The sequence below is a fragment of the Skermanella mucosa genome, assembly GCF_016765655.2.
Classification (GTDB): Bacteria; Pseudomonadota; Alphaproteobacteria; order Azospirillales; family Azospirillaceae; genus Skermanella; species Skermanella mucosa.
In genome coordinates this window covers 22,300-43,506 of record NZ_CP086107.1, presented here as the reverse complement: position 1 = coordinate 43,506, position 21,207 = coordinate 22,300, and the positions used below count along the sequence as shown (strand labels likewise).

General features: G+C 65.3%; 21 protein-coding genes and 4 pseudogenes. 18 read left to right on the top strand and 7 right to left on the bottom strand.

Translation table 11 applies throughout. The features are described from left to right. The first annotated feature begins 24 nt into the window (after positions 1-24). From JL100_RS30055 to JL100_RS30025, 7 genes are all read left to right on the top strand, one after another. On the top strand, positions 25-1,086 hold the full coding sequence (locus JL100_RS30055; protein WP_202685428.1) for a TRAP transporter substrate-binding protein: 1,062 nt from the start codon (positions 25-27) through the stop codon (positions 1,084-1,086). After that, complete coding sequence (locus JL100_RS30050; protein ID WP_202685427.1) at positions 1,083-1,637, top strand: TRAP transporter small permease; 555 nt, start codon at positions 1,083-1,085, stop codon at positions 1,635-1,637. The genes JL100_RS30055 and JL100_RS30050 overlap by 4 nt, the downstream gene beginning before the upstream one ends. 20 nt (positions 1,638-1,657) lie before the next feature. Beyond that, positions 1,658-2,959, top strand: a complete 1,302-nt coding sequence (locus JL100_RS30045; RefSeq protein WP_202685426.1) for a TRAP transporter large permease — start codon at positions 1,658-1,660, stop codon at positions 2,957-2,959. Between the two features lie 67 nt (positions 2,960-3,026). Next, positions 3,027-3,953, top strand: a complete 927-nt coding sequence (locus JL100_RS30040) for a fumarylacetoacetate hydrolase family protein (RefSeq protein WP_202685425.1) — start codon at positions 3,027-3,029, stop codon at positions 3,951-3,953. Between the two features lie 122 nt (positions 3,954-4,075). Continuing rightward, on the top strand, positions 4,076-5,200 hold the full coding sequence (locus JL100_RS30035; RefSeq protein ID WP_202685424.1) for an Ldh family oxidoreductase: 1,125 nt from the start codon (positions 4,076-4,078) through the stop codon (positions 5,198-5,200). Between the two features lie 73 nt (positions 5,201-5,273). After that, on the top strand, positions 5,274-6,185 hold the full coding sequence (locus JL100_RS30030) for a TauD/TfdA dioxygenase family protein (RefSeq protein WP_202685423.1): 912 nt from the start codon (positions 5,274-5,276) through the stop codon (positions 6,183-6,185). Positions 6,186-6,244: 59 nt separating this feature from the next. Further along, a complete protein-coding gene (locus JL100_RS30025) occupies positions 6,245-6,862 on the top strand; it encodes a flavin reductase family protein (protein ID WP_202685422.1) in 618 nt (205 codons plus the stop codon). Positions 6,863-6,910: 48 nt separating this feature from the next. On the opposite strand, the pseudogene JL100_RS30020 reads toward JL100_RS30025, so the two are convergent. From JL100_RS30020 to JL100_RS30010, 3 genes and pseudogenes are all read right to left on the bottom strand, one after another. Next, positions 6,911-7,131 (bottom strand): annotated as a pseudogene (locus JL100_RS30020) (M20 peptidase family dipeptidase); the annotation flags it as partial. A gap of 312 nt (positions 7,132-7,443) precedes the next feature. After that, a complete protein-coding gene (locus JL100_RS30015; RefSeq protein ID WP_202685421.1) occupies positions 7,444-7,782 on the bottom strand; it encodes a type II toxin-antitoxin system PemK/MazF family toxin in 339 nt (112 codons plus the stop codon). Continuing rightward, on the bottom strand, positions 7,775-8,008 hold the full coding sequence (locus JL100_RS30010) for an antitoxin MazE family protein (protein ID WP_228421607.1): 234 nt from the start codon (positions 8,006-8,008) through the stop codon (positions 7,775-7,777). Before JL100_RS30010 ends, JL100_RS30015 begins: the two co-directional genes overlap by 8 nt. A 601-nt stretch (positions 8,009-8,609) precedes the next feature. Here JL100_RS30010 and JL100_RS30005 point away from each other — a divergent pair. The 8 genes and pseudogenes from JL100_RS30005 (at position 8,610) to JL100_RS29970 (ending at position 14,601) form a co-directional block, all read left to right on the top strand. Continuing rightward, positions 8,610-8,795, top strand: coding sequence for a hypothetical protein (locus tag JL100_RS30005; RefSeq protein WP_228421605.1), 186 nt, complete (start codon positions 8,610-8,612; stop codon positions 8,793-8,795). A gap of 229 nt (positions 8,796-9,024) precedes the next feature. Then, entirely contained in the window at positions 9,025-9,552 is a 528-nt protein-coding gene (tnpA, locus tag JL100_RS30000) for an IS66-like element accessory protein TnpA (RefSeq protein ID WP_228421603.1), read from the top strand. Further along, the gene (tnpB, locus tag JL100_RS29995; RefSeq protein WP_202685889.1) at positions 9,443-9,796 is read left to right on the top strand and encodes an IS66 family insertion sequence element accessory protein TnpB; all 354 of its coding nucleotides are present in this window, start codon (positions 9,443-9,445) and stop codon (positions 9,794-9,796) included. The genes tnpA and tnpB overlap by 110 nt, the downstream gene beginning before the upstream one ends. Positions 9,797-9,865: 69 nt before the next feature. Next, positions 9,866-10,399, top strand: coding sequence for an IS66 family transposase (locus JL100_RS29990; protein ID WP_228421601.1), 534 nt, complete (start codon positions 9,866-9,868; stop codon positions 10,397-10,399). Positions 10,400-10,478: 79 nt separating this feature from the next. Beyond that, positions 10,479-11,507, top strand: coding sequence for an IS110 family RNA-guided transposase (locus JL100_RS29985; protein ID WP_202685819.1), 1,029 nt, complete (start codon positions 10,479-10,481; stop codon positions 11,505-11,507). 591 nt (positions 11,508-12,098) lie between these two features. Beyond that, positions 12,099-12,419, top strand: a pseudogene (locus JL100_RS29980) (transposase); the annotation flags it as partial. 99 nt (positions 12,420-12,518) lie between these two features. Further along, the gene (locus tag JL100_RS29975; protein WP_202685595.1) at positions 12,519-13,364 is read left to right on the top strand and encodes an IS5 family transposase; all 846 of its coding nucleotides are present in this window, start codon (positions 12,519-12,521) and stop codon (positions 13,362-13,364) included. Between the two features lie 170 nt (positions 13,365-13,534). Beyond that, positions 13,535-14,601, top strand: a protein-coding gene (locus tag JL100_RS29970; protein ID WP_202685597.1) for an IS630 family transposase whose coding sequence is annotated in 2 segments (ribosomal slippage) — positions 13,535-14,018 and positions 14,018-14,601 — 1,068 coding nt in all. Because the reading frame shifts where the segments join, the coding sequence is not laid out codon by codon here. Between the two features lie 9 nt (positions 14,602-14,610). On the opposite strand, the pseudogene JL100_RS29965 reads toward JL100_RS29970, so the two are convergent. After that, positions 14,611-14,775: pseudogene (locus JL100_RS29965) on the bottom strand (IS630 family transposase); the annotation flags it as partial. A 312-nt stretch (positions 14,776-15,087) separates the two neighbouring features. Here JL100_RS29965 and JL100_RS29960 point away from each other — a divergent pair. Then, positions 15,088-16,164 (top strand): IS5 family transposase, encoded by a 1,077-nt coding sequence (locus JL100_RS29960; protein WP_202685594.1) that lies wholly within the window; start codon positions 15,088-15,090, stop codon positions 16,162-16,164. A 154-nt stretch (positions 16,165-16,318) separates the two neighbouring features. On the opposite strand, the pseudogene JL100_RS29955 reads toward JL100_RS29960, so the two are convergent. Then, positions 16,319-16,588: pseudogene (locus tag JL100_RS29955) on the bottom strand (IS6 family transposase); the annotation flags it as partial. 56 nt (positions 16,589-16,644) lie between these two features. On the opposite strand from JL100_RS29955, the gene dctP reads away from it, so the two are divergent. Continuing rightward, entirely contained in the window at positions 16,645-17,004 is a 360-nt protein-coding gene (gene dctP, locus JL100_RS29950; protein WP_228421599.1) for a TRAP transporter substrate-binding protein DctP, read from the top strand. Positions 17,005-17,953: 949 nt separating this feature from the next. On the opposite strand, the gene acuI is transcribed toward dctP, so the two are convergent. Together acuI and JL100_RS29940 are read right to left on the bottom strand one after the other, a co-directional pair. Then, positions 17,954-18,946, bottom strand: coding sequence for an acrylyl-CoA reductase (NADPH) (gene acuI, locus JL100_RS29945; RefSeq protein WP_202685591.1), 993 nt, complete (start codon positions 18,944-18,946; stop codon positions 17,954-17,956). A gap of 39 nt (positions 18,947-18,985) precedes the next feature. After that, a complete protein-coding gene (locus JL100_RS29940) occupies positions 18,986-19,726 on the bottom strand; it encodes a FadR/GntR family transcriptional regulator (protein ID WP_202685590.1) in 741 nt (246 codons plus the stop codon). Positions 19,727-19,959: 233 nt separating this feature from the next. Here JL100_RS29940 and JL100_RS29935 point away from each other — a divergent pair, with 233 nt between their 5' ends. Further along, positions 19,960-21,201, top strand: a complete 1,242-nt coding sequence (locus JL100_RS29935) for an ABC transporter substrate-binding protein (protein WP_202685589.1) — start codon at positions 19,960-19,962, stop codon at positions 21,199-21,201. Positions 21,202-21,207: the final 6 nt, after the last annotated feature.

The window sequence follows — 21,207 nt, the reverse complement described above, 5'->3', positions numbered from 1 at the left end:
ACGGCACAGCAGGAGGAAACCGAGATGACGACGCTCAGAAAAGCGCTTCTGACGACCGCTGCCCTCATGTCCGCCCCACTGGCTTTCGGCGCCGCCGCCACCATGGCCATCACTATGGCTACTGGCGCGCTGGCCCAGGACAAGATCGAACTCACCGTCATCCACGGTACCCCGACCAGCCACGTGCTCTCCGCTCAGGGCGTCGAGCCCTGGATGGCCTGCGTCAAGGAGGGCACAGGCGACCGGGTGGACTTCAAGTATTTTCCCGGCGGACAGCTGTCGCGGACCCCGGACCTGTTGAAATCCATCAACAGCGGGATCGCCGACCTCGCGCCCATTCCGATCGGCTATGTCAGCGACAAGATGCCCCTCAACGGCGTCTCCATGCTCCCGGGCCTGGGAAATTCGGCCGAACGGATCATCGGCGCCTATTCCAAGGCCATCAAGACCGGACCGCTGGCCAAGGAGTTCGCCGCCAACAAGGCGGTGCCGATCTGGGTCATGGCCTTTCCGCCGTACCAGATGGTATCCACGAAGGGCACCATCCAGACCGTCGGGGATTTCAGCGGCAAGGTGATCCGGTCGGCCGGTGGCAGCATGAATCTCGCGATCTCCTCCCTGGGCGCCTCCCCGGCCGAGATCCCGGTCGCCGACATGTACATAGCCCTGGAGCGCGGCACCGCCGACGGCACCATCTCCGCCCTGTCGAGCCTGAAGCCGTTCAACGTCGACGAACTCATGAAGGCGGTCAGCACCAACGGCGAGTTCGGCACCTTCTCCAACGTCTTCTCGATCCAGGCGAGAAAATGGAAGACCCTGCCGCAGGACGTCCAGAAGGTGATGATGGACTGCGGCCAGGGGATCGAGATGTCGATCGCCAGGTTCATGGACGCCGAAACCAAGGATTTGGAGGAGGAGTTCGCCGCCGAGGGAGTGACGGTCTACCAGTTCGCGCCGGATGAGCTGAAGTCGATCAACCAGCGCATCTCCGCTACCAACGACGACTGGGTCAAGCGGCTGTCGGACCGCGGCCTGCCCGCCGAGGAGGTCCTGAAGTCCTACGCCGACCTGATGGGCGCCCAATGACGCTGGCATCCCGTGACGAGGGCGCGCGCTCGGCTTTCCCCGCGTTCCACGGCCGCGTCGACCAGGTGCTGGCGCGCGTCGAGAACGTCGCGGCGGTCGGCGCCGGCGCCGCGGCGGTGACGGCGATGGTCCTGGTCTCGCTCGACGTGATCATGCGCTACGCCTTCGCCAGCCCCCTCACCTTCCAGATGTACCTGACCCAGTATTACCTGCTGGTCGCCATGGTCATGCTGGCGCTGCCGTGGGGCTACCGGACCGGCGGCGCGATCCAGATCCGCCTGCTCCTGGCCGCCCTGCCCGCTCCCCTGTCCGACACCATCACGCGGATCGGGCTGATGGTCTCGGCCGGCTATCTTCTCGCCGTGACGTGGCGGGGATGGCTGACCTTCAGCGAGGCGCTGGCCAACGACGAGGTGATCATGGGCGTCATCGACTGGCCGGTGGCGTGGTCCTGGATCTGGGTGCCGATCGGCTGCGGGCTGCTGGCGCTTCGGCTCGTCGTCGACGCGGCGGCGCCCACCCTGCGCCCGATCGGAAACGCGCACGACTGACACGGACGGGGAGATCCGCAATGATCATCACATATGGCGTGGGCATACTCCTGTCCCTGATCGTCATCGGCATCCCGATCGGGTTCGCGCTCGGCCTCGCCGGCACGTTCAGCCTGCTCATGGTCAGTAATGTCGACACGGTCAACGGCCTGCTCGGCCAGGTCGTCCACGAGACCGCCGCCAACTACGTCCTGCTGACCATCCCCATGTTCGTCCTGATGTCCGAACTGCTGGGAGCGGGCGGTCTGGCGCAGGATCTCATGATCGCCTGCAACCGCCTGCTCCGGCGTATCAGGGGCGGCCTCGCCATGGCCTGCGTCATGGCGGGCGCGATCCTGGCGGCGGCGTCCGGCAGCAGCACCGCGTCGGTGGCGACCATATCGAGCGCCGCCTTCCCGACCATGAAGGCGCTTGGCTACGACCGCGGCTTCGCGATCGGCACGATCTCGATCGCCGGGACGCTGGCGATCATGATCCCGCCCTCGATCGCCTTCGTCGTCTACGGGATCATCACCGAGGAGTCGATCGGCCGCCTGTTCATGGCGGGACTGGTCCCCGGACTGCTGACCGCCGCCGGCTACATCATCACCATCGCCTTCATGGTCTGGCGCAAGCCGGAACTCGCCCCCGGCGTGGGCAGGCCGAACAGCGGCGCGGGAGCCGTCACGGAAGAGTTGCGCCAGTCCGGCAACGTGTGGCCGATCGTCGGCCTCGTGATCCTGATCCTCGGCGCGCTCTACGCCGGCGTCGCGACGCCGACCGAGGTCGGGGCGATCGGGGCGTTGGGAGCCCTGCTGCTCAGCGTCATGATGCGGCGGCTGACCGGCCCCAGCCTCGTCCAGGCCGTCGGCAACACCGTGCGGACGACGGCGATGATCGTGACGATCATTTTCGGAGCGCTGCTGTTCGGATACTTCATCTCCTACACCCAGACCACCACGACGCTGCTGGTCTGGATCCGGGACTCCGGCCTGTCGCCGCACGCCGTCCTGCTGCTCATCCTGGCGGTCTACCTGGTCCTGGGCATGCTGATGGACCAGTTCGCCATCATCGTCCTGACCGTCCCGATCACCTACGCCCTGATGACGGGGCTCGGCTTCGACGGCATCTGGTTCGGCGTGCTGATCGTCAAGACGGCCGAGATCGGCTTGGTCACGCCGCCGATGGGCCTGAACATCTTCATCTCGTCGGCCGCCACCGGCGTCACGACCCGGGAGGGCTTCGCCGGCGTGACACCCTTCGTGGTGACCGAACTCATCATCCTGGCGCTGCTGGTCGCCTTCCCCGAGATCACCCTGTTCCTGCCCGACCTGCTGGGCTGAGGCGGCGGCCCGCCCCCACCCCAACCGGACTGTCGGGTCCCAAAAAGCATGCAATGAGGCAATCGCCATGAAACTCGTGACTTACGATCCCGGAATGGGTCCCCGGATAGGGGCGCTCCAAGAGGGGCGCGTCGTCGACGTCCGGAGCGCCGTGGCCGCGTGGCTGACCCGCCAGGGACGGCCGGATCCCGCGGTTGAGGCGGAATACCACGTCCCCTCCGACATGACCGCCTTCCTGGCGCGCTCCGGGGGCGACCTGGGCATGGCGACGCGGGCGGTCTCCGAAGCCGGTCGGGAAGCCGGACTGGATGCCTCGGCCGTCAGGATGCTGTCCCCCGTGCCCCGGCCCGGCAAGATCCTCGCCGTCGGGCGCAACTACGGCGCCCACGCGGCGGAGGGCGGCTTGGCGCGGCAGGAGGAGCCACGGATGCTCGCCAAGGTGCCCTCCTCGGTGATCGGCCCCGGAGCGCCGATCCCCCGCCCGGCCCGCGTCACCAAGCTCGACTGGGAGGTCGAACTGGCGGTGGTGATCGGCCGTACGATGAAGGACGTCTCGGAGGCAGAGGCGCTGGACCATGTCGCCGGCTACACGATCCTGAACGACGTCTCGGCGCGCGAATTCCAGTTCGACGTCTCGCCACCCCAGACGACCTTCGCCAAGAGCATGGACGGCTTCACACCCATGGGGCCGGTGCTGGTCACGCGGGACGAGCTGACCGATCCCGGCGACCTCGAACTCCGCTGCTGGGTCAACGGCGACCTGATGCAGGAGGGATCGACCCACGACCTGATCTTCCCGGTGCCCTACATCCTGTCCTTCATCACCCGCTACGTCACGCTGGAACCGGGCGACGTGGTGGCGACGGGCACGCCGGCCGGGGTGGGACATTTCCGGACGCCGCCGGTCTACCTCAAGCCGGGCGACCTCGTCCGCATGGAGATCCCCGGCATCGGCGTCCTGGAGAATCCGGTGACCGGTTCCGACCGGACCTGATCGGTCCAAACCCAGCCATCCCGAAAAGTCGAGACATCGAGCCGGCGCCCCTCCGAGGCGCCGGAAGCCGGAGGCTCGCCCGCCTCCACCGCATGGAACCGGAATTTCAAGGAGAGACACCGATGGACGCGCCAGTGAAGACCCACCTGATCCGGAGCGAGGCTGTCCGTTCCCAGACCATCGCCATCCTGCGTGGCTGGGGCATGGACGAGGCCGACGCCGCCGTGACGTCGGAGGTCCTGCTGGACTGCGACCTGCGCGGCATCGACACCCATGGCATCTCGCTGCTGGCGCTCTATTCCGTCTGGATGAAGGACGGCAAGTTCGACCTGACCGCCAAGCCCCGCGTCGAGCGCGAAGGCGCCGGCCACGCCCTGATTGACGCGCGCGGCGGCCTGGGCTTCGCGGTGTCGGTCCAAGCGACCGAAATGGCGGTGGCGAAGGCGCGGGAAACCGGCCTCGCGGCGGTGACCGTGCGCAACTCGCGCCACTTCGGCGCCGCCGGCTACTACGCCAGGCTCGCCGCCCGGTCCGGGATGCTCAGCCTGGTCGCGACCTCGACCAAGGTCGTCTGCGTGGTTCCGCCGGGGGCGTCGGAAGCCGTCCTCGGCACCAACCCGCTGGCCTATGGCGTGCCGCGCGCTTCGGGCGAGCCGATCGTCTTCGACATGGCGACCTCCACCGCCGCCGGCAACAAGATCCGGATGCACCACCTGAGGTCGGCGCCCCTCCCGGCGGGATGGGTGGTCGATGCCGAGGGCCGGCCGGTGACCGACCCGCACGAGGCCAACCAGCTGGTCTACCAGCGCGGCGGCGGCGGCCTGACCCCCCTGGGCGCGACGCCAGAGCTGGGAAGCCACAAGGGATACGGGCTGGCGCTGCTCGTCCATTTCCTGGGCGGGGCCCTCCCCGGTGGAACCTTCGCCGGCTCCCGGCGCGGCACCGTCAAGACCGGCAACGACGACAATATCGGCCACTTCTTCCTCGCCATCGATCCCGGCGTCTTCCGCGACATGTCCGCCTTCCTGGGCGATGTCGAGGACGTCGCCGACAGCCTCCACGACACCCCGCCGATCGATCCGGAACGGCCCGTCCTGCTGCCGGGCGACATCGAGGAGCGGGTCCGGGCCGAGCGGCTGAAGGGCGGCATTCCCCTGGCATCGACCCTGATCCGGCAACTCGAGGAGGTGGCCGGTTCCCTGGGCGTCCCCTTCCACCTGGACCCGGCAAAGGCCTCCGTCTCCTGACGATGGCGCGACCCCAATCAGCCCAGACCACACCAACCCACTAGGGCCAAGCGAGAATTCCGAGGAGTTGAGAATGACCAAGATCATCCCAAGCGGCCAGACGCTCGGCGCGTCCATCGAAGGCATCGATCTGTCCCAGCCGATCGGCTCGGGGGACTTCGACCTCGTCCTGGACGCGCTGGGAAAGCACGGCGTCGTCTGCTTTCCGGGACAGAACCTCGACGCCGTCAGCTTGAAGCAGTTCAGCGCCCGGTTCGGCAGCCTTGAGGTCAACGTCGCCAACTCGTTCCAGGAGCCGGGGCACCCCGAGGTAATGATCCTGTCCAACATCGTGGAGGACGGCAAGCCGATCGGGATCGCCGACGCCGGACAGGACTGGCACACCGACATGTCCTACAGCGACACGATCGCCTTCGCGAACGTGCTGTACGGCATCAAGATCCCGCGCCGGGACGGGCGGCCGCTCGGCTGCACCGAGTTCGCCAACATGCACGCCGCCTACGACGATCTTCCCGACGAGATCAGGACCCGGCTGGACGGCGCCACCGCCCTGCACGACTTCAACAAGTTCTGGGAGATGATGCGGCGAGAGAAGGGCAGCACGCGGCCACCGCTGACCGAGGAGCAGCGCCGGCGGAAGCCGCCGGTCTCCCACCCCGTCTTCCTCACCCACCCCATCACCGGCCGTAGGGTGCTCTACGCCAATCCCGGCTACACCGTCAGGATCAACGATATCCCGCAAAGCGAGAGCGACGAACTGCTGGAATTCCTGTTCGCCCATCAGCTCGATCCCAAGTACCGGTACAAGCATCTCTGGAACGAGGGCGACGTGCTGATGTGGGAGAATATCGGAACCTTGCACAACGCGGTCTCGGACTACCGCCCCGACGAGCACCGGCTGATCAAGCGCTGCCAGGTCATGGCGGACTGGATCTTCGACTCGCCTCGGGCCAAGGCGGTCGGCGCCGACCGCCAGTTCGCCTGACGACCAGCGGAGGAGGCGGTCATCTCCCCGCCCCTCTGGCACCCGAAAAGGATAAACGGATGTTCTACCAGTCAAAGGACGGACCTGGGCTGCCCTACGATCCCTTCAAGGCGATCGTGGCGCCCCGGCCGATCGGCTGGATCTCGACGACGGACCGTGAGGGACGGCCGAACGTCGCGCCCTACAGCTTCTTCAACGCCATGGCGAGCCGGCCAAACATGGTGGGATTCACCAGCGAGGGTTTGAAACACAGCATGCGCAATGCGCGCGACACCCGCGAGTTCGTCTTCAATCTCGTGACCCTGCCGCTCGTGGACGCCATGAACAAGACCTCCAGCGAGGTGCCGGACGGCGAAAGCGAGTTCGAGTTCGCCGGACTGGAGATGGCGCCCTCGACGCTGGTCAAGCCTCCCCGCGTCGCCGCTAGTCCGGCGGCGCTGGAGTGCCGCCTCGTCCACTTCACGGAATTCCACGACATCGCCGGTCAGCCGACCGACCGCTATCTGGCGGTCGGCCAAGTGGTCGGCGTCCACATCGACGACCACTTCATCCGGGACGGCCGTTTCGACATCGTGCGGGCCCAGACCATCGCCCGGTGCGGCTATCGCGACTATGCCGTCGTCAGCGAGGTTTTCGAACTGCTCCGACCGACCGATCCCGGCCGCTTCGTCGGGTGAGAACCCTCGGTGAGTTGGCTCAGGACACCACCGCCGACGCCAGCGGGCCGGCACCTCGGCTTCCCCCAGGTCCCAGTGCAGTCCGGCCATCATCGCCAGACCTTCCCGGGCGATCGCCACCGGTAGGTGCTCGTTGGGCGCGTGCTGCGAGCAGGCAGGATAGGAGAGTGTGGGACCCAGACGGTCCGCATTCTGAGGATCTCGGAAAAGGTGTCGTTCGGCAGGGAACCGCCCAGGTTGGGCAGGATCGCCGGCTTCTTCCCCGCCGTCCCGGTGTGCATCGGCATGGAACAGTAGGCCAGTTTCGGGGGTGATCGGCGTCACAGCGAGCCCCTCCTGTGAGGGGAGCCCGTTCTACAGGACCACCTCACTATCTTGCCAGCCCAGCCATTCCTACCTCGATTCACCAACGCTTCATCACGCCGCCGACGATGATGATGACGGATGCTCCCGTCCCTTTCTTCATGATCCGCTCACTCGCTTACGGCGGGACTGTGAAGATTGCGGCCAGCCGCAGTGTATCCGCCTCTGGGCGGGAATGGGGGACGTCCATTTCATCAACGTCGGAGGGAAGGCTTTTGTTAGGCGAGACCAAGAACCACGAGGAGAGCCCGGTCAATTGCCGTCATCGTCTCATCATCCAAAAGGCCGATCACGGAGCGGATGCGATCGGCTCTGAGGGCGGCGACTTTGTCCACCATGATTTCGGATGGTCTATCCAGTCCGTTTCCGGCAGCGGGAGAAACTGGAATCCGGAATGCATTGCCGCCGGTCAGGTAACTCGATTCAAGCAGGCAGACAAGGACACTTGCGTGAGTTGGATTCAGCAGGTTGGACTGGACAACGACGTTGGGCCTGACTTTGCCATAATCTCCCTTGGCCGCAGCGAGAACGATGTCTCCGCGCTTGATCTCAGGCATCGTTGTCGGAGTCGTGTTCATCTTCCGTCATAATGTCCTCTATCCAGTCGAGCGCCTCGGCCTCGGAGGGGAGATCACGAACGGCCAGCGAGTCTTGACGGAGCTGCTCGGCGAATGAGGAGGATCGGGTGTCCGGAACCCAGATCGTCTTGGGGCGCAGGCCAATCGCGCGCAGGCGATTGCGGTAGTTATGAACGTTCCTGCGAATGTTGTTGGGCGTTGCCATCTCGACCTCCATACCTATAACAGGTTATAGGCTCATTCGGTAATGTGTGCAAAGCAAAGCGCTGTGCCGTTGCGGCCGAACAGGTGTTGGAGAGCATCAATCCAGATTGATGGGTACTTGACGCAAAAATTGCGTGCACCTTGACAGCGATGGGTCGGGTCGTCAGGACGGCGCTGGCGGGGCCTGGCGGGGCCTGGCGGGGGTCGTGGTTGTGTCGCGGCATTGTTGTACAATGGGTGTCACACCTGTGCATCAATATGCCCGGGTTTTTGCCGGTTTTATGCTGGTGAAAGGATTTTATCTTTTTGTATCAGTGCCTTATCTATGACCGACTAGTTTCATGCGGCACAACTAGCGCCGCTGCGAAAATATACTCTAACGACGCTCTTTTCGGTCAGATCAAGTTGTTTTTGGTGATTTTCTACAACCTAATATAGTATATTTTCGCAACGGCGTTGGCCCTGTGTTGGATTCAGTGTTGGCCCTTGCCGCCTTCTGTTGGCCTCATGTTGCATGTTTTGTTGGCCATGTTGGCTCCCGTGTTGGCCACCGGACGCGCCAGGGGCTCCGGCCTTTGAGCAAAGGAACCCGGAGAAGCAGCATGCCCTTTTTCGCATCCGACGCCGCCGCCCGTGCCGCTCCGCTGCCGCCTATTGCCGCGCCCCATGCCGCCCCGCTTGCCGCCTTCTGCCGCCCCCTTGCCGCCCTGTGTCGCGCTCTGCCGCACCTGCCGCCGCCCTCTGCCGCACATGCCGCACTTGAGGTCGCCCAGCGCCAGCAGATGTAGCAACGAGTTCAAGCGGGCGGATCGGGATACCAGTCATCCTGCTCGATCTGAGCGAGGGTGAAGGGATTTTCCTCGGGCAAGGCTGAAATGGGCAGACCATCGTGCTTCTGGATGCTCTTGCCGGCGAGAGCCGCCCGTGCCTAAGACTGTAAGCGTCGTCTGGCGGGCACCTTGCGTGATCTGACAGTCGCTCCAGGATTGGAAGTTCCGTTTTCAGGGGACTTCCGGCATGGATCGTTTGCAGCATAATTTGCCCCATACAGACGCCATCAGGGACGAACCGCTCCGGCGCATCGAGGTGATCACGGGGCTTGAGCGCCGACGCCGCTGGTCGGAGGAGGACAAGGCCAGGATTGTCGCGGAGAGCCTGGAACCCGGCGTGATCATGGCGGCGGTCGCCCGGCGACATGGCATTCACCGCAATCAACTCTACGGCTGGCGAACCGCCTTCGGAGCTCGACCGGCGAAGGCCGGGCAAGCAGGCGAGGCGCTTGGCTTCGTTCCGGTCACGGTCGTGTCGGAGGCGCCCGAAGCGTCCGTTGCCAACGGACTTATCGAGATCGTCATCGGGTCCGTTTCGGTCCGTCTCACCGGCACCGTCGATGCCGCGGCCCTGCGCCAGGTTCTCGAGGTGGTCCGGAGCTGGCATGATCACGTTGCCGCCCGGTATCCGAGTGCTGGTCTGGCCGGTGCCGGTCGATTTCCGCCGCGGTATGGACAGCCTGGCGGCCCTGGTGCAGGTCACCCTGCGTCTTGATCCCTTCGCCGGCGATGTCTTTGTGTTCCGCTCGCGGCGTCCGGACCGGGTGAAGCTGATCCTCTATGACGGCACCGGTCTGGTTCTTATAACGAAGAGACTGGAAGCCGGCCGATTCAAGTGGCCGCCCGTGACTGACGGCGTGGTCCGGCTGTCGGCGTTGCAGATGTCCGCCCTGTTGTCCGGCTTGCCCTGGGAACGCTTGCAGGTGCCGCCGGTTACCCGCCCGTTGGCCGCGTGCTGAGACAAAGGCGTAGATCATCTCGAATGGTTCAAGTATAATTGCGCCATGTCAACCATCGGCTTCGAAGACATGCCCAATTCAGATCAGCTGAAGGCCAGGCTGATCGAGATGGAAGTCCTTGTTGAGCGGCAGCGAGAAGCGCTCAACGCTCTGGAGATCGAGCGCGATCACTTCAAGGGCGCCTTCGAGGAGGCCGATGCCGAGCGCCAGCGGCTGGAGCTTGTGGTCAGGCAGTTGGTCCGGGCGCAGTTCGGTCGCAAGTCCGAGCGCCTGGATCCCGACCAGTTCCAACTGACCTTGGAAAACGTCGAGCAGGAGATCGCGGCGACCAAGGCCACCCGGCAGGATGCCGGGGACAGTGATGCAAGCCGGCGTTCCCGGCGAACCCCGGCACGGCGCAACCTCGGTCACCTGCCGGCCCATCTCGAGCGCTATGAGGTGGTGATCGAGCCGGAGAGCCGAAGCTGCCCGTGCTGCGGCGGGGCGATGCACCAGATCGACGTCGAGGAAACCGAGCGCCTGGATGCCGTCCCCCTGCGCCTGCGTGTCAGGGTCATCCGGCGCCCGATCTACGGCTACAGGAGTTGCAGCGAGGTGGTTTGATGAGATGGACGGTCCCCCGCATCGACGCTCGTTCAGTGCCATATGACGGATAGGTCCCCTTCATCCCGGAGAGTGTGCGATGTCTACGGCGTTCATCGGTCTCGATCTGGCGAAGTCGGTATTTCAGGTTCACGGCGTTGATGCCCAGGGCAAGGTTGTTGTGACGAAGCGTCTGCGGCGGGACGCGGTGCTGGCGTTCTTCGCCAACCTGCCCGTGTGCGTGGTTGGGATGGAGGCGTGTGCCGGGTCGCATTTCTGGGCAAGAGAGCTCGCCCGGCTCGGTCATACGGTGCGCCTGATGGCGCCGCAGTACGTCAAGCCTTACGTGAAGCGGCAGAAGAATGACCGGGCCGACGCCGAGGCGATCTGCGAGGCGGTGCAGCGACCGAGCATGCGGTTCGTCGCGGTCAAGAGCGAGGAGCAGCAGAGCACCCTGGCGATCCACCGGGTGCGCGAGACGCTGGTCGCCCAGAAGACGCAGCTGATTAACGCGCTGCGCGCTCACCTCGCCGAGTTCGGCATCATCGCACCCCAGGGCGCCGGCAGGATCGCGCAGCTGACCGCCGTAGTGGCCGACCTGGAGGATACCCGGGTTCCCGCTCTGGCGCGAAGCGTTCTCCAAAGTCTTGTCGACCAGCTGCGCGACACCGAACGGCGGGTCGAGGACATCGACGCCTGGTTGGCCGAGCAGGCTCAGGCGGACAAGGTGTGTCAGCGGCTGATGACGGTTCCCGGCATTGGTCCGATCACCGCGACAGCACTGACGGCGACGGTCGGCGACGCCACGGTCTTCGAGTCAGGTCGTCACCTGGCGGCCTGGCTCGGCCTGGTGCCGCGCCAGAACTCGAGCGGCGGCAAGGAACGCCTGGGCGGCATCTCCAAGGCGGGCGACGGTTATCTGCGCCGGATGCTGGTGAATGGCGCGCGGGCGGTGATACGCTGGCATGGCACGAAGTCGCCCTGGCTTGCCGGATTGCTGAAACGGCGGCCCTTCAACGTCGCGGCGGTGGCGCTGGCCAACAAGCTGGCCCGGATTGCCTGGGCGGTGATGGCGCGCGGTGAGGATTACCGCAAGCCTGCCGTGACGGCTGAACCGGCGACGGCGTGAGGCAGCGATGAAGGCGCCATTCGCACTGGGGATCCCGACCTGCGGCAGAATAGCACCGTGCTCGCTCCGGCAAGGCCAAGCCGCCTTCGGCGGTGGCCCTGGCGGGCCAGCCTTGCCGTCCGCTGCGCGCGGCGCTCCTGATAAAGACAGGTCGGGACGGAGAGGTGGTTCCGCCGATCGAACAAAGAGGTTGGGATTAGGAGAAAGAACAGGATGAGACAGCGCCGCAGGCTCGGCAGCCGTCACGGCGCCGAGGGCGGCACATGAGGCTCTCCTTCGGTTTGCGAGGGTGACTGACGGCGTGATGACACGACAGGTCGGACCGGGATCGGCCAAACCCGCCTGCACCAATGAGCCACCGAGCTCGCTGGTTTGATTGGGCGTCGATCCGCGGATCTTCATCAGGGCCAGCAGCCTGAAAGCTGCACAACAGGCCGGATAGATGGCAGCAACCGACTCACTACGTCTGAACGCTGTAAGAAACTCTTGCAAGGCGGGGGGCCGTCCATAGATGGTGCAGGGATATCGCAGTTGCCCAGGCGGATGAGGCTGGATAGAAGGCAAGCCCCTTTCTGATCGCCCTTTCTGACCATGCCGCACAAGTACCATGCCGACCGCCGCCATCGGATTCCGAAGACCCGCTACAAGGTGACGAACTGGCGAGACTATGAGGCTGGGCTGCGAAAGCGCGGCTCGCTGACGATCTGGTTCACGGACGAGGCGATCGCAGCCGGGCAGGCGGCGCCGCGGACCACGCCGGGCGGACAGGCACACTACTCGGATCTCGCGATCGAGACATCGCTGATCTTGAGGACAGTGTTTCACCAGCCGCTGCGGCAAACCGAAGGGCTGGTCGGCTCACTGCTCGAGCTGATGGGGCTGGATCTGCCGGTGCCGGATCAGAGGGTGTTGAGGTGAACGCGAGCTAAATTTGAGCTATGGGAAGCGTGAGGCTTGGGACTGATCGATTGTTGATCTGGTAAGGGGCGCAGCGGGATCCAGGAGGACGCGATGGCGGACAAACCCTACCCAACAGATCTGACGGATCAGCAATGGGAATTGATCCGGCCGTTGCTTGAGCACAGCCATGGACGGCGTGGCCAGCGGCACTACAGTCTGCGGCGGATCGTCGATGGCTGCTTCTATGTTCTGCGGGGCGGTATCCCCTGGCGTATGATGCCTCACGATCTGCCGCCGTGGGAGGATGTCTATTATCATCTGTGCACCTGGCGCCGGAAGGGGACCTGGGAGCGGGTCAACCAGGTCCTGCGCGAGCGTCATCGGGTCGCCAAGGGACGCAAGCCCCAACCCACCGCGGCGGTAATCGACAGCCAGTCGGTCAAGACCACCGAGGCCGGTGGTCCGCGCGGCTATGACGGCGGCAAGAAGGTGACCGGCCGGAAGCGTCAGGTGCTGGTCGATACCGAGGGCACCTTGCTGAAAGCCAAGATCCACCCGGCCGACATCCATGACAAGTCGGGCGGCATGCTCCTGCTCACCTGCCTGCACATCCTGTTCCCCACCATCGTGCTGGTCTGGGCCGACAGCAGCTATCAAGGCCTGAGAAGCTGGATCCAGGAAAACCTTGGATGGACGCTGACGATCGCCAGGCATTGGTGGACCGGCGCCCGGGGGTTCTGGTGTGCTCCCGGTCAGGAGCCCCCGACCATTCCTGCCGGCTTCCATGTCTTACCGCGCCGGTGGGTGGTTGAAAGGTCGCTGGCTTGGTTCTGCCGCAACCGCCGCCTGGCCAAGGACTATGAACGACTACCGGAAACCGGCGAGATGTTCCTCTACATGGCCATGAGCCGCATCCTGATCATACGGCTGGAAAAATACCTGAAGCCGACAACGTGACTTTCGGCTCTAATTTAGCTCGCGTTCACCTAAACACCCTCTCATACCGCATTCAGTAAATGCTGACTCTTGAAGAGGGCGCACCGTCTTGGCGAGAGGCTTCTACCGGGGCTTGTGGGATCGGGCAGTTTGTGATGCGGTTTCACCGCATTAATCTGCGGAGGGACATGATGGTGGCTGTTGCGATCCGACGAGACATCGAGGCCAGCGAGTTGCGGCGCCTTGCCCGTCTGGAGCGGGATGGTCGGGTATCCAGCCGGCTTCTGGCGCTGGCGGCGGTGCTCGATGGTGTCAGCCGCGAACAGGCCGCTCGCATCGGGGGAATGGATCGGCAGACCCTGCGCGACTGGGTTCACCGCTTCAACGAAGCGGGTGTTGCGGGCCTGCGCGACCGTGCCCGGCCTGGACGGCCCTGCCTGCTGGCCGAGGAACTGCTCCCGGAACTGGCCGCCCTGATCGCGGACGGTCCGCAGGTCGAGCGCGACGGTGTGGTCGAGTTCCGGCTGTCCCATATCCACGCGTTGTCGCTGCGGCACTTCGGCGCCGACTACAGCCAGGGCGGCATGCACGCCGTGCTGCGCCGGATGGGCTTTTCCTGGCTGAAGCCCCGGCCGATCCACCCCAAGACCGACCTTGCGGCCCAGGAGACATTTAAAAAAACTTCGGCCAGACGCTGGCATGCATCCGTGATCAGCATCCCGAAGTCGAGCGGGTGGAGGTCTGGTTCCAGGACGAAGCCAGGGTCGGCCAGAAAGGCTCGCTGACCCACCTGTGGGCACCGACCGGCACGCGGCCTCGAGCGGTGCGCGACCATCGCTTCAAATCCGCCTACATCTTCGGCGCGGTTTGTCCGGAGCGCGACACCGGGGTGGCGCTGGTGGTCAGCCGGGTCAGCACCGAGGCGATGAACCTCATGCTCGCCGAGATCAGCCAGGCCGTCGGCAAGGCCGCACACGCCGCCGTGCTGATCGACGGCGCCGGCTGGCACGTCGCAAACGATCTCGAGGTGCCGGCCAACATCACCTTGGTCCCGCTGCCGCCCTACAGCCCGGAACTCAATGCCATCGAGCGTCTGTGGCAAGTCATGCGCGACACCTTGCTCTCACACCGCCTCTTCACCGATCTCAACCACATCATCGAGGTCTGCTGCACAACTTGGAATACTCTGATCAGCCAGCCCGGACGGATCCAGTCCACATGCGGTTACCCCTGGGCCCTACCAGTCAGAACTTCCTGAATTTGGTATTACCCCGGTCTGCCGGGCGATTTCCAGGACCGGCAGCCGATCCGCCGACAGAAGCACGATACGGGCCCGCTGCGTGTGTTTGAGCGGGCGGCTGCGGTCCCCGATAACGGCGGCCAACCGCGCGCGGTCCTCAGGGCTGACGATGACGCTGACTGTCTGGGCCATGACCCCAGACTCGCACAATGCCGCCCTCGTGTGAATCCCTTGTCGGCGTCAGTGCACTAGGCCTTGAGCGGCCGGTCGGCTCACCGCTGGAATTGGAATACACGGGTCACTTTTCGGGGAACGGGATGCCCAGCGACAATCTGACTGATCGGGACGCAAGCGCCTCGACCGCTTCGAGAGAATGCAGCAGAACCGCCGCGGTCGCACTTTCCCGGCCGTGATGGCGTCTAGCAGGCTGCGGAAGAAGGGCTGTGCACGGGCGGGCGGTCGTGATTCTCTTCGGTGGTGGAGACTGCGGCCGGCGAGGGGACGATGCGGGGATTGGACGAACGCAGCGAGGGTCTGTTCAGCTACGTGAGCTGTGAAGCGCGGGTTCCGGCGAGCCATCCGTTGCGGCCGATCCGGGCCATCGTGGACGAGGCGCTGGAGGTGATGTCGCCGGCCTTCGAGGGGCTGTACTCCAGGATTGGGCGACCATCGATCCCGCCGGAGAAGCTGCTGCGGGCGCTGCTGCTGCAGGCCTTCTACTCGGTGCGCTCGGAGCGTCAGCTGATGGAACAGCTCGATTACAATCTGCTGTTCCGCTGGTTCGTCGGCCTGTCGATGGACGCGCCGGTGTGGGACGTGACGGTGTTCACCAAGAACCGTGAACGGCTGCTGGCCGGCGATGTGGCGGCCAAGTTCCTGGCCACCGTGCTGGATCAGCCGCGGGTCAAAACGCTGCTGTCGGACGAGCATTTCTCGGTGGACGGCACGCTGATTGAAGCGTGGGCCTCGGTGAAGAGCTTCCGGCCCAAGGACGGCAGCGGCGAGCCGCCGGGGCCGGGACGCAACGGCGAACGCGACTTCCATGGCGAGAAGCGCTCCAACGAGACCCACGCCTCGACTACCGATCCCGAGGCGCGGCTGTACCGCAAGGGCAACGGGCAGCCGGCGAAGCTGGCCTTCATGGGTCATGCGCTGATGGAGAACCGCCACGCCCTGGTGGTGGATGTCCGGCTGACGGCGGCCACCGGCTTGGCCGAGCGCGAGGCGGCGGTGGCCATGGTCGAGGCCATTCCGGGCCGCCACCGCATCACGGTCGGGGCCGACAAGGCCTACGACACCAGGGATTTCGTGGCGAACATGCGCGAGTTGGGCGCGGCCCCGCACGTCGCCCAGAACACGAACAACCGCCGCTCGGCGATCGACGGCCGGACCACCCGCCACCCCGGCTACGCCGTCAGCCAGCGTATCCGCAAGCGGATCGAAGAGGTGTTCGGCTGGATCAAGGGAGCCGGCTTGCGCAAAACGCGTCATCGCGGCACGGCCCGTGTCGGTTGGATGTTCACGCTGACCGCCGCGGCCTACAACCTGATCCGCCTGCCCAAGCTGCTGGCTGCGGCATAATCACGTCCGGAGTCCGCCTGAACGGCGGCTCCGCGAGCCCTGGATCAAGGCAAACCGCTACATCTCGACCAAAACGGGCGTCCAAAGCGCCCTCATCAAGCCTCAGCGGAGGCAAGGGCGCTGCGAAGGCCCGTTTTTCCGCGTCCTGTTAGTGCTGGACGCCGTTGATCCGGATGAACAGCTCATCCAAATGCCGGTGATCGCCCGGCCTTGGTCGGCGCCGCCGCAGTCGGTTGGCGAAAGTCTGGGCGAACTTCCGACACCAGCGCCGGATCGTTTCGTAGGAGACTACTACGCCCCGCTCCGCCAGCATCAGCTCGACATCCCGGAAGCTGAGACAGAACGTGTGGTACAGCCAAACGGCGTGACTGATGATTTCGGCTGGGAAGCGGTGACGATGATGAGGATCAAGGACGCGTTTCATTCCGCCACCGTGCCCCACCCGAACATCAAACGCCACCTCAGTCCGTTAACGTGACGATGCCCCCGCTACCGGTGCTGTGGGCGGCCAAGTACTACGAAATCCAGAAGTATCTCACCCTCACTCACCACGCCTACTCGCCCCTTATCCTCGTGATGAACAAGCGTAAGTTCGATAGCCTGCCGGCGGAGTACCGGACGATCCTGATCGACTCCGCGCGCGAGACGGCGGCTTACCAGCGCGATCTCAACGCGAAGCAGGTTGCCGAGATCATTGCCGGGCTGAAGGAGGCGGGCATGGAGATGATCGAGGAAATCGACACCACCCGGTTCCGGCAGATCGTCGAGGATCCTCTGCGCAAATCCTTTGCCGAGAAGTATGGAATGGATCTGCTCTCCACGATCGCTGCCGAGATGTAGAGCCTGGCGCAGGTCAGCGTGATGAGGGGGAGCTTGTTCGTCATCCGGCACCGTAGTGCCCAGATGCGGAGACCGTTCATCTCATTACCCTGCGGCGTGCCCCGGTTACCGCCAGCCTGCACGTCGTAGTCGGCTGGCAGTCCCCGGCCATGATCGCGCACCACCTATGGAGAGGCCGGCGCGGTCCGCCTTCCCGACGCGTCCGTAAGCCGAGCAGCCACCGAGTGGCGATCAGCCCGTCCAGGGTCGAGATCAACAGGGTTCGCGGGGCCCCGCGCACACAAGCGGCGCGTGGGCGAAACCCTGTTGACCCCACCTGATGAATACCCTGTTGGCTTTCCTCCAGTTGCCACCGCCAACCGGAAGAGATGCCGGCCCGGCGAGTGCACTGCCTTTGCTCCAATCACAGTCCCGGGGGATGAACGCTGCCGGGCTGACAGGGTGACGCGGAGCACGGCATCCTGGCTTTCCACCATGGCGACGGGCATGCATCGCTTTCCCCGTCAGGAGTTTGGCAGTCCACCGTCATCAAGGTGCTTGTGTGTTTCCGGCTATGGGGAAGTAAGGTTTGAAGGTCCCTCGCCGGGAGTGCACCCTGGTTTGATAATCAAACCAGGAAGCCGTCAGGATATTATAGTCGCGGGCGTCAACAGCCTTCCGCCCAATTCCTGAAAGCGGATTTGGGTCCCCACGAAGGCTGTTGACGTCCAGCGTTCGGGAGTCGCCCGGTGGCGACCTCGACGGTCGCACGCACCGACATCGGTTCGACCTGCGGCACCGGAACCTGGAGAGCTGCCAGCCACCCAGTTCAGGCGACCGCACCTAAATCAAAGCCGTCGTCCGGTCGACCGTCGACAGCACCGATAACGTATCGCATCCGGACACCCTCGTGACGTTGATGAGATGGCGCTCCGCTCTCATCCCTCCCTGCGCCGGAGCAGCCCCGGCGTCAGCCGCCGACCCGGACCACGGTACGGCCACGGATCTGGCCTTTCAGGATCTCGGCACCCTTGGCCGCCAGCTCCTCGAGCGAAATATCGGTCGTGACCGCGTCCAGCGTCTCCGGCGGCAGTTCCCGCGCGATGCGCTGCCAGGCCTCGATCCGGCGCTCCCTGGGGCAGTTGACGGAATCCACGCCGAGCAGGGCGACGTTGCGCAGGATGAAGGGCATCACGGTGGCGGGCAGGTCCGGACCGCCCGCGAGCCCGCAGGCTGCGACCGCGCCGCCGTACACGGTGCCCGCCAGCACGGTCGCGAGCGTCGTGCTGCCGACCGTGTCGACCGCACCGCCCCAGCGCTCGGACAGCAGCGGCTTCGACGGCTGCGCCAACTCGGCGCGATCGACGATCACGGCCGCGCCGAGCGATTTCAGGTAGTCAGCCTGTTCCGGCCGGCCGGTCGAGGCGGCGACCTTGTAGCCCAGGTTGGCGAGCAGCCGCACCGCGACGCTGCCGACGCCGCCCGCGGCGCCGGTCACCAACACCTCCCGGGCGCGATCGATGCCGTGGCGCTCCAGCGACATGACGCACAGCATGGCGGTCAAGCCCGCCGTGCCGACGGCCATCGCGTGGCGCGCATCCAGCCCGTCGGGGAGCGGCACCAGCCAGTCCGACTTCACCCGGGCACGCTCGGCGAAGCCGCCGGACCAGCTCTCGCCGACGCCCCAACCGGTCAGGACCACGCCGTCGCCCGGCCTGTAGTCGGGCGAGGCCGACTCGACCACCGTCCCGGCGAAGTCGATGCCCGGCACCATGGGAAACCTGCGCAGGATGCGGCCTTTGCCGGTCAGTGCCAGCCCGTCCTTGTAGTTGAGGCTGGACCAGGCGACCCTGACGGTCACATCGCCGTCGGGCAGATCGGCGTCGCTCCAGCGTTTCAGTTCGACGGTCTGCGCACCGTCCTTCTGGTCCGCGACCAGGGCGCGGAAAGTCGTGTCGGTCATCGGCGGTTTCTCCCCTTGCTGATGTTCGTGACGGTCGGCTCAGCCGGCGCGCTCGGCCCGGCGTTCAAGTGCCTCGCGGTAGCGGTCGCGGATATAGATCATCAGGTTGCGAAGTGCGGCGACGCCGGCCTCGCCGTCCCGCCGCTCCACCGCATCCAGAATGCTTTCGTGGAAATCCGCGATGGTCTGCCGGTCGCGCACGCGGAAGATGATCATGTTGCTGACGGGCTGGAGCGCCTCGACCACCGAATGCATGACGAAGCGCAGCAGCGCGTTGCCGGTCGCATCCACCAGGGCCCGGTGGAACCGCACGTCGGAGGCGCAGAACTCCTCGTCCGTCAGGGTGGCATCGCGCTGCCGCCCCAGTTCGCGCCGCATGGCTTCCAGGTCGGCGTCCGCGCGGTTCCGGGCGGCCAGCCGGCAGCAGACCGACTCCAACTCCAGCCGGGCGGTCGCTACGTCGTCCAGGCCGAAGTCGCCGACCGCCACCATCAGCGTCGTGGCGTTGGCCAGCGTCAGGGCCGCCTCCTCGGGCGCCGGGCTCGCGACGAAGTTGCCGCCGGTCGGGCCGCGGCGCGACCGGATCAGATGCTGCGCGGCCAATCGCTTCAACGCCTCGCGCACCGTCGGGCGCGACACGCCGAAACGCTGGGCCAGTTCCTCCTCCGTCGGCAGCCGCTCGTCGACCTTGAGCCGCCCGTCCAGGATCGCGGAGCGGATGCTCTCGGCGATCTGACGCGCGGCGCTGGCGGTGACCACGTCCTTGAACTCGATGCCCATTCTCTCTCGCGTCTCCGCCGTCCCGTTTCGAAAACACCCTATCACAAGTTGGCCGACCGCAAAGGGTGAAAAGGTAAGTCATTATTTGTTTGACAAATAGCAGCAAGCCGGGCGAGCCTGAACTCGACCGGCCGGATCGACACGGAACACGCCGAGAACAGGCGGGGCCGGCCCAATGCGGATCGGACGCGGGAGCACGGCCCGCGCGTCTCCGACAGGGAGGAAATCAGGAAATGCATTTCAGGACAGCAGGCCTGCTCACCGCGGCGTTCCTGGCGACGGCCGCGCCGGCACAGGCACAGAACGACGCCTTGCCGGTGTTTCGCGTCGGCGTGCTCAACGACCAATCCGGTCTCTATTCGGATATCGCCGGCTTGGGATCCGTCGAGGCCGCCCGCATGGCGGTCGAGGACTTCAAGCCCGAGACGAAGGGGTTCCGGGTGGAGATCCTGTCGGCGGATCACCAGAACAAACCCGACGTCGGCGCGAACATCGTCCGGCAATGGTTCGATCGCGACCAGGTCGACGTGGTCGCCGACGTGCCGACCTCGTCGATCGCCCTGGCGGTGTCGGAGATCGCGCGGGAGAAGGACAAGGTCTTCCTGATCGCCAGCGCCGGCACGTCCGACCTGACCGGCAAGGGGTGCACGCCGAACAACGTCCATTGGACCTATGATACCTGGGCGCTCGCCAACGGCACGGCCAAGGCGGTGATTGGCAACGGCGGCAAGAGCTGGTTCTTCCTGACCGCCGACTACGCCTTCGGACACGCGCTGGAACGCGACGCGATGTCGATCATCAAGGCGAACGGCGGGGAGATCACGGGTCAGGTCAGGGCCCCGTTCCAGACCAACGACTTCTCCTCGTTCCTCCTGCAGGCGCAGGGCAGCGGCGCGCAGATCGTGGCGCTGGCCAATTCGGGCGGGGATACTATCACCGCGGTCAAGCAGGCCGCCGAGTTCGGGTTGACCGATGCCGGGCAGAAACTCGCCGGGATGCTGGTGTTCCTGACGGACGTCCATTCGATCGGCCTCCAGACCGCCCAGGGACTGCTTCTGACCGAGGCCTTCTACTGGGACATGAACGAAGGAACCCGGGCCTGGACCGACCGGTTCATCCAACGCAATTCGAACCGGTACCCGACGATGAACCAGGCCGGCACTTACGCCTCGGTCCTGCACTGGATGAAGGCGGTCGCCGCGATGCCGGACAAGGCGGCGGCGCGGTCTGGCCGCCACGCGGTCGAGGTCATGAAGTCGATGCCGACCGACGACGCGCTGTTCGGCAAGGGCAGCATCCGCATCGACGGGCGCAAGATCCACGACATGTACCTGTTCGAGGTGAAATCGCCGTCGGAATCCAAGCAGCCCTACGATTACTACGACGTGGTCAGCACCATTCCCGGCGACCAAGCCTTCCGGCCGTTGAAGGACAGCGACTGCCCGATGGTCGGTTCGGCGGCGAGGGGGCAGTGATCGGGC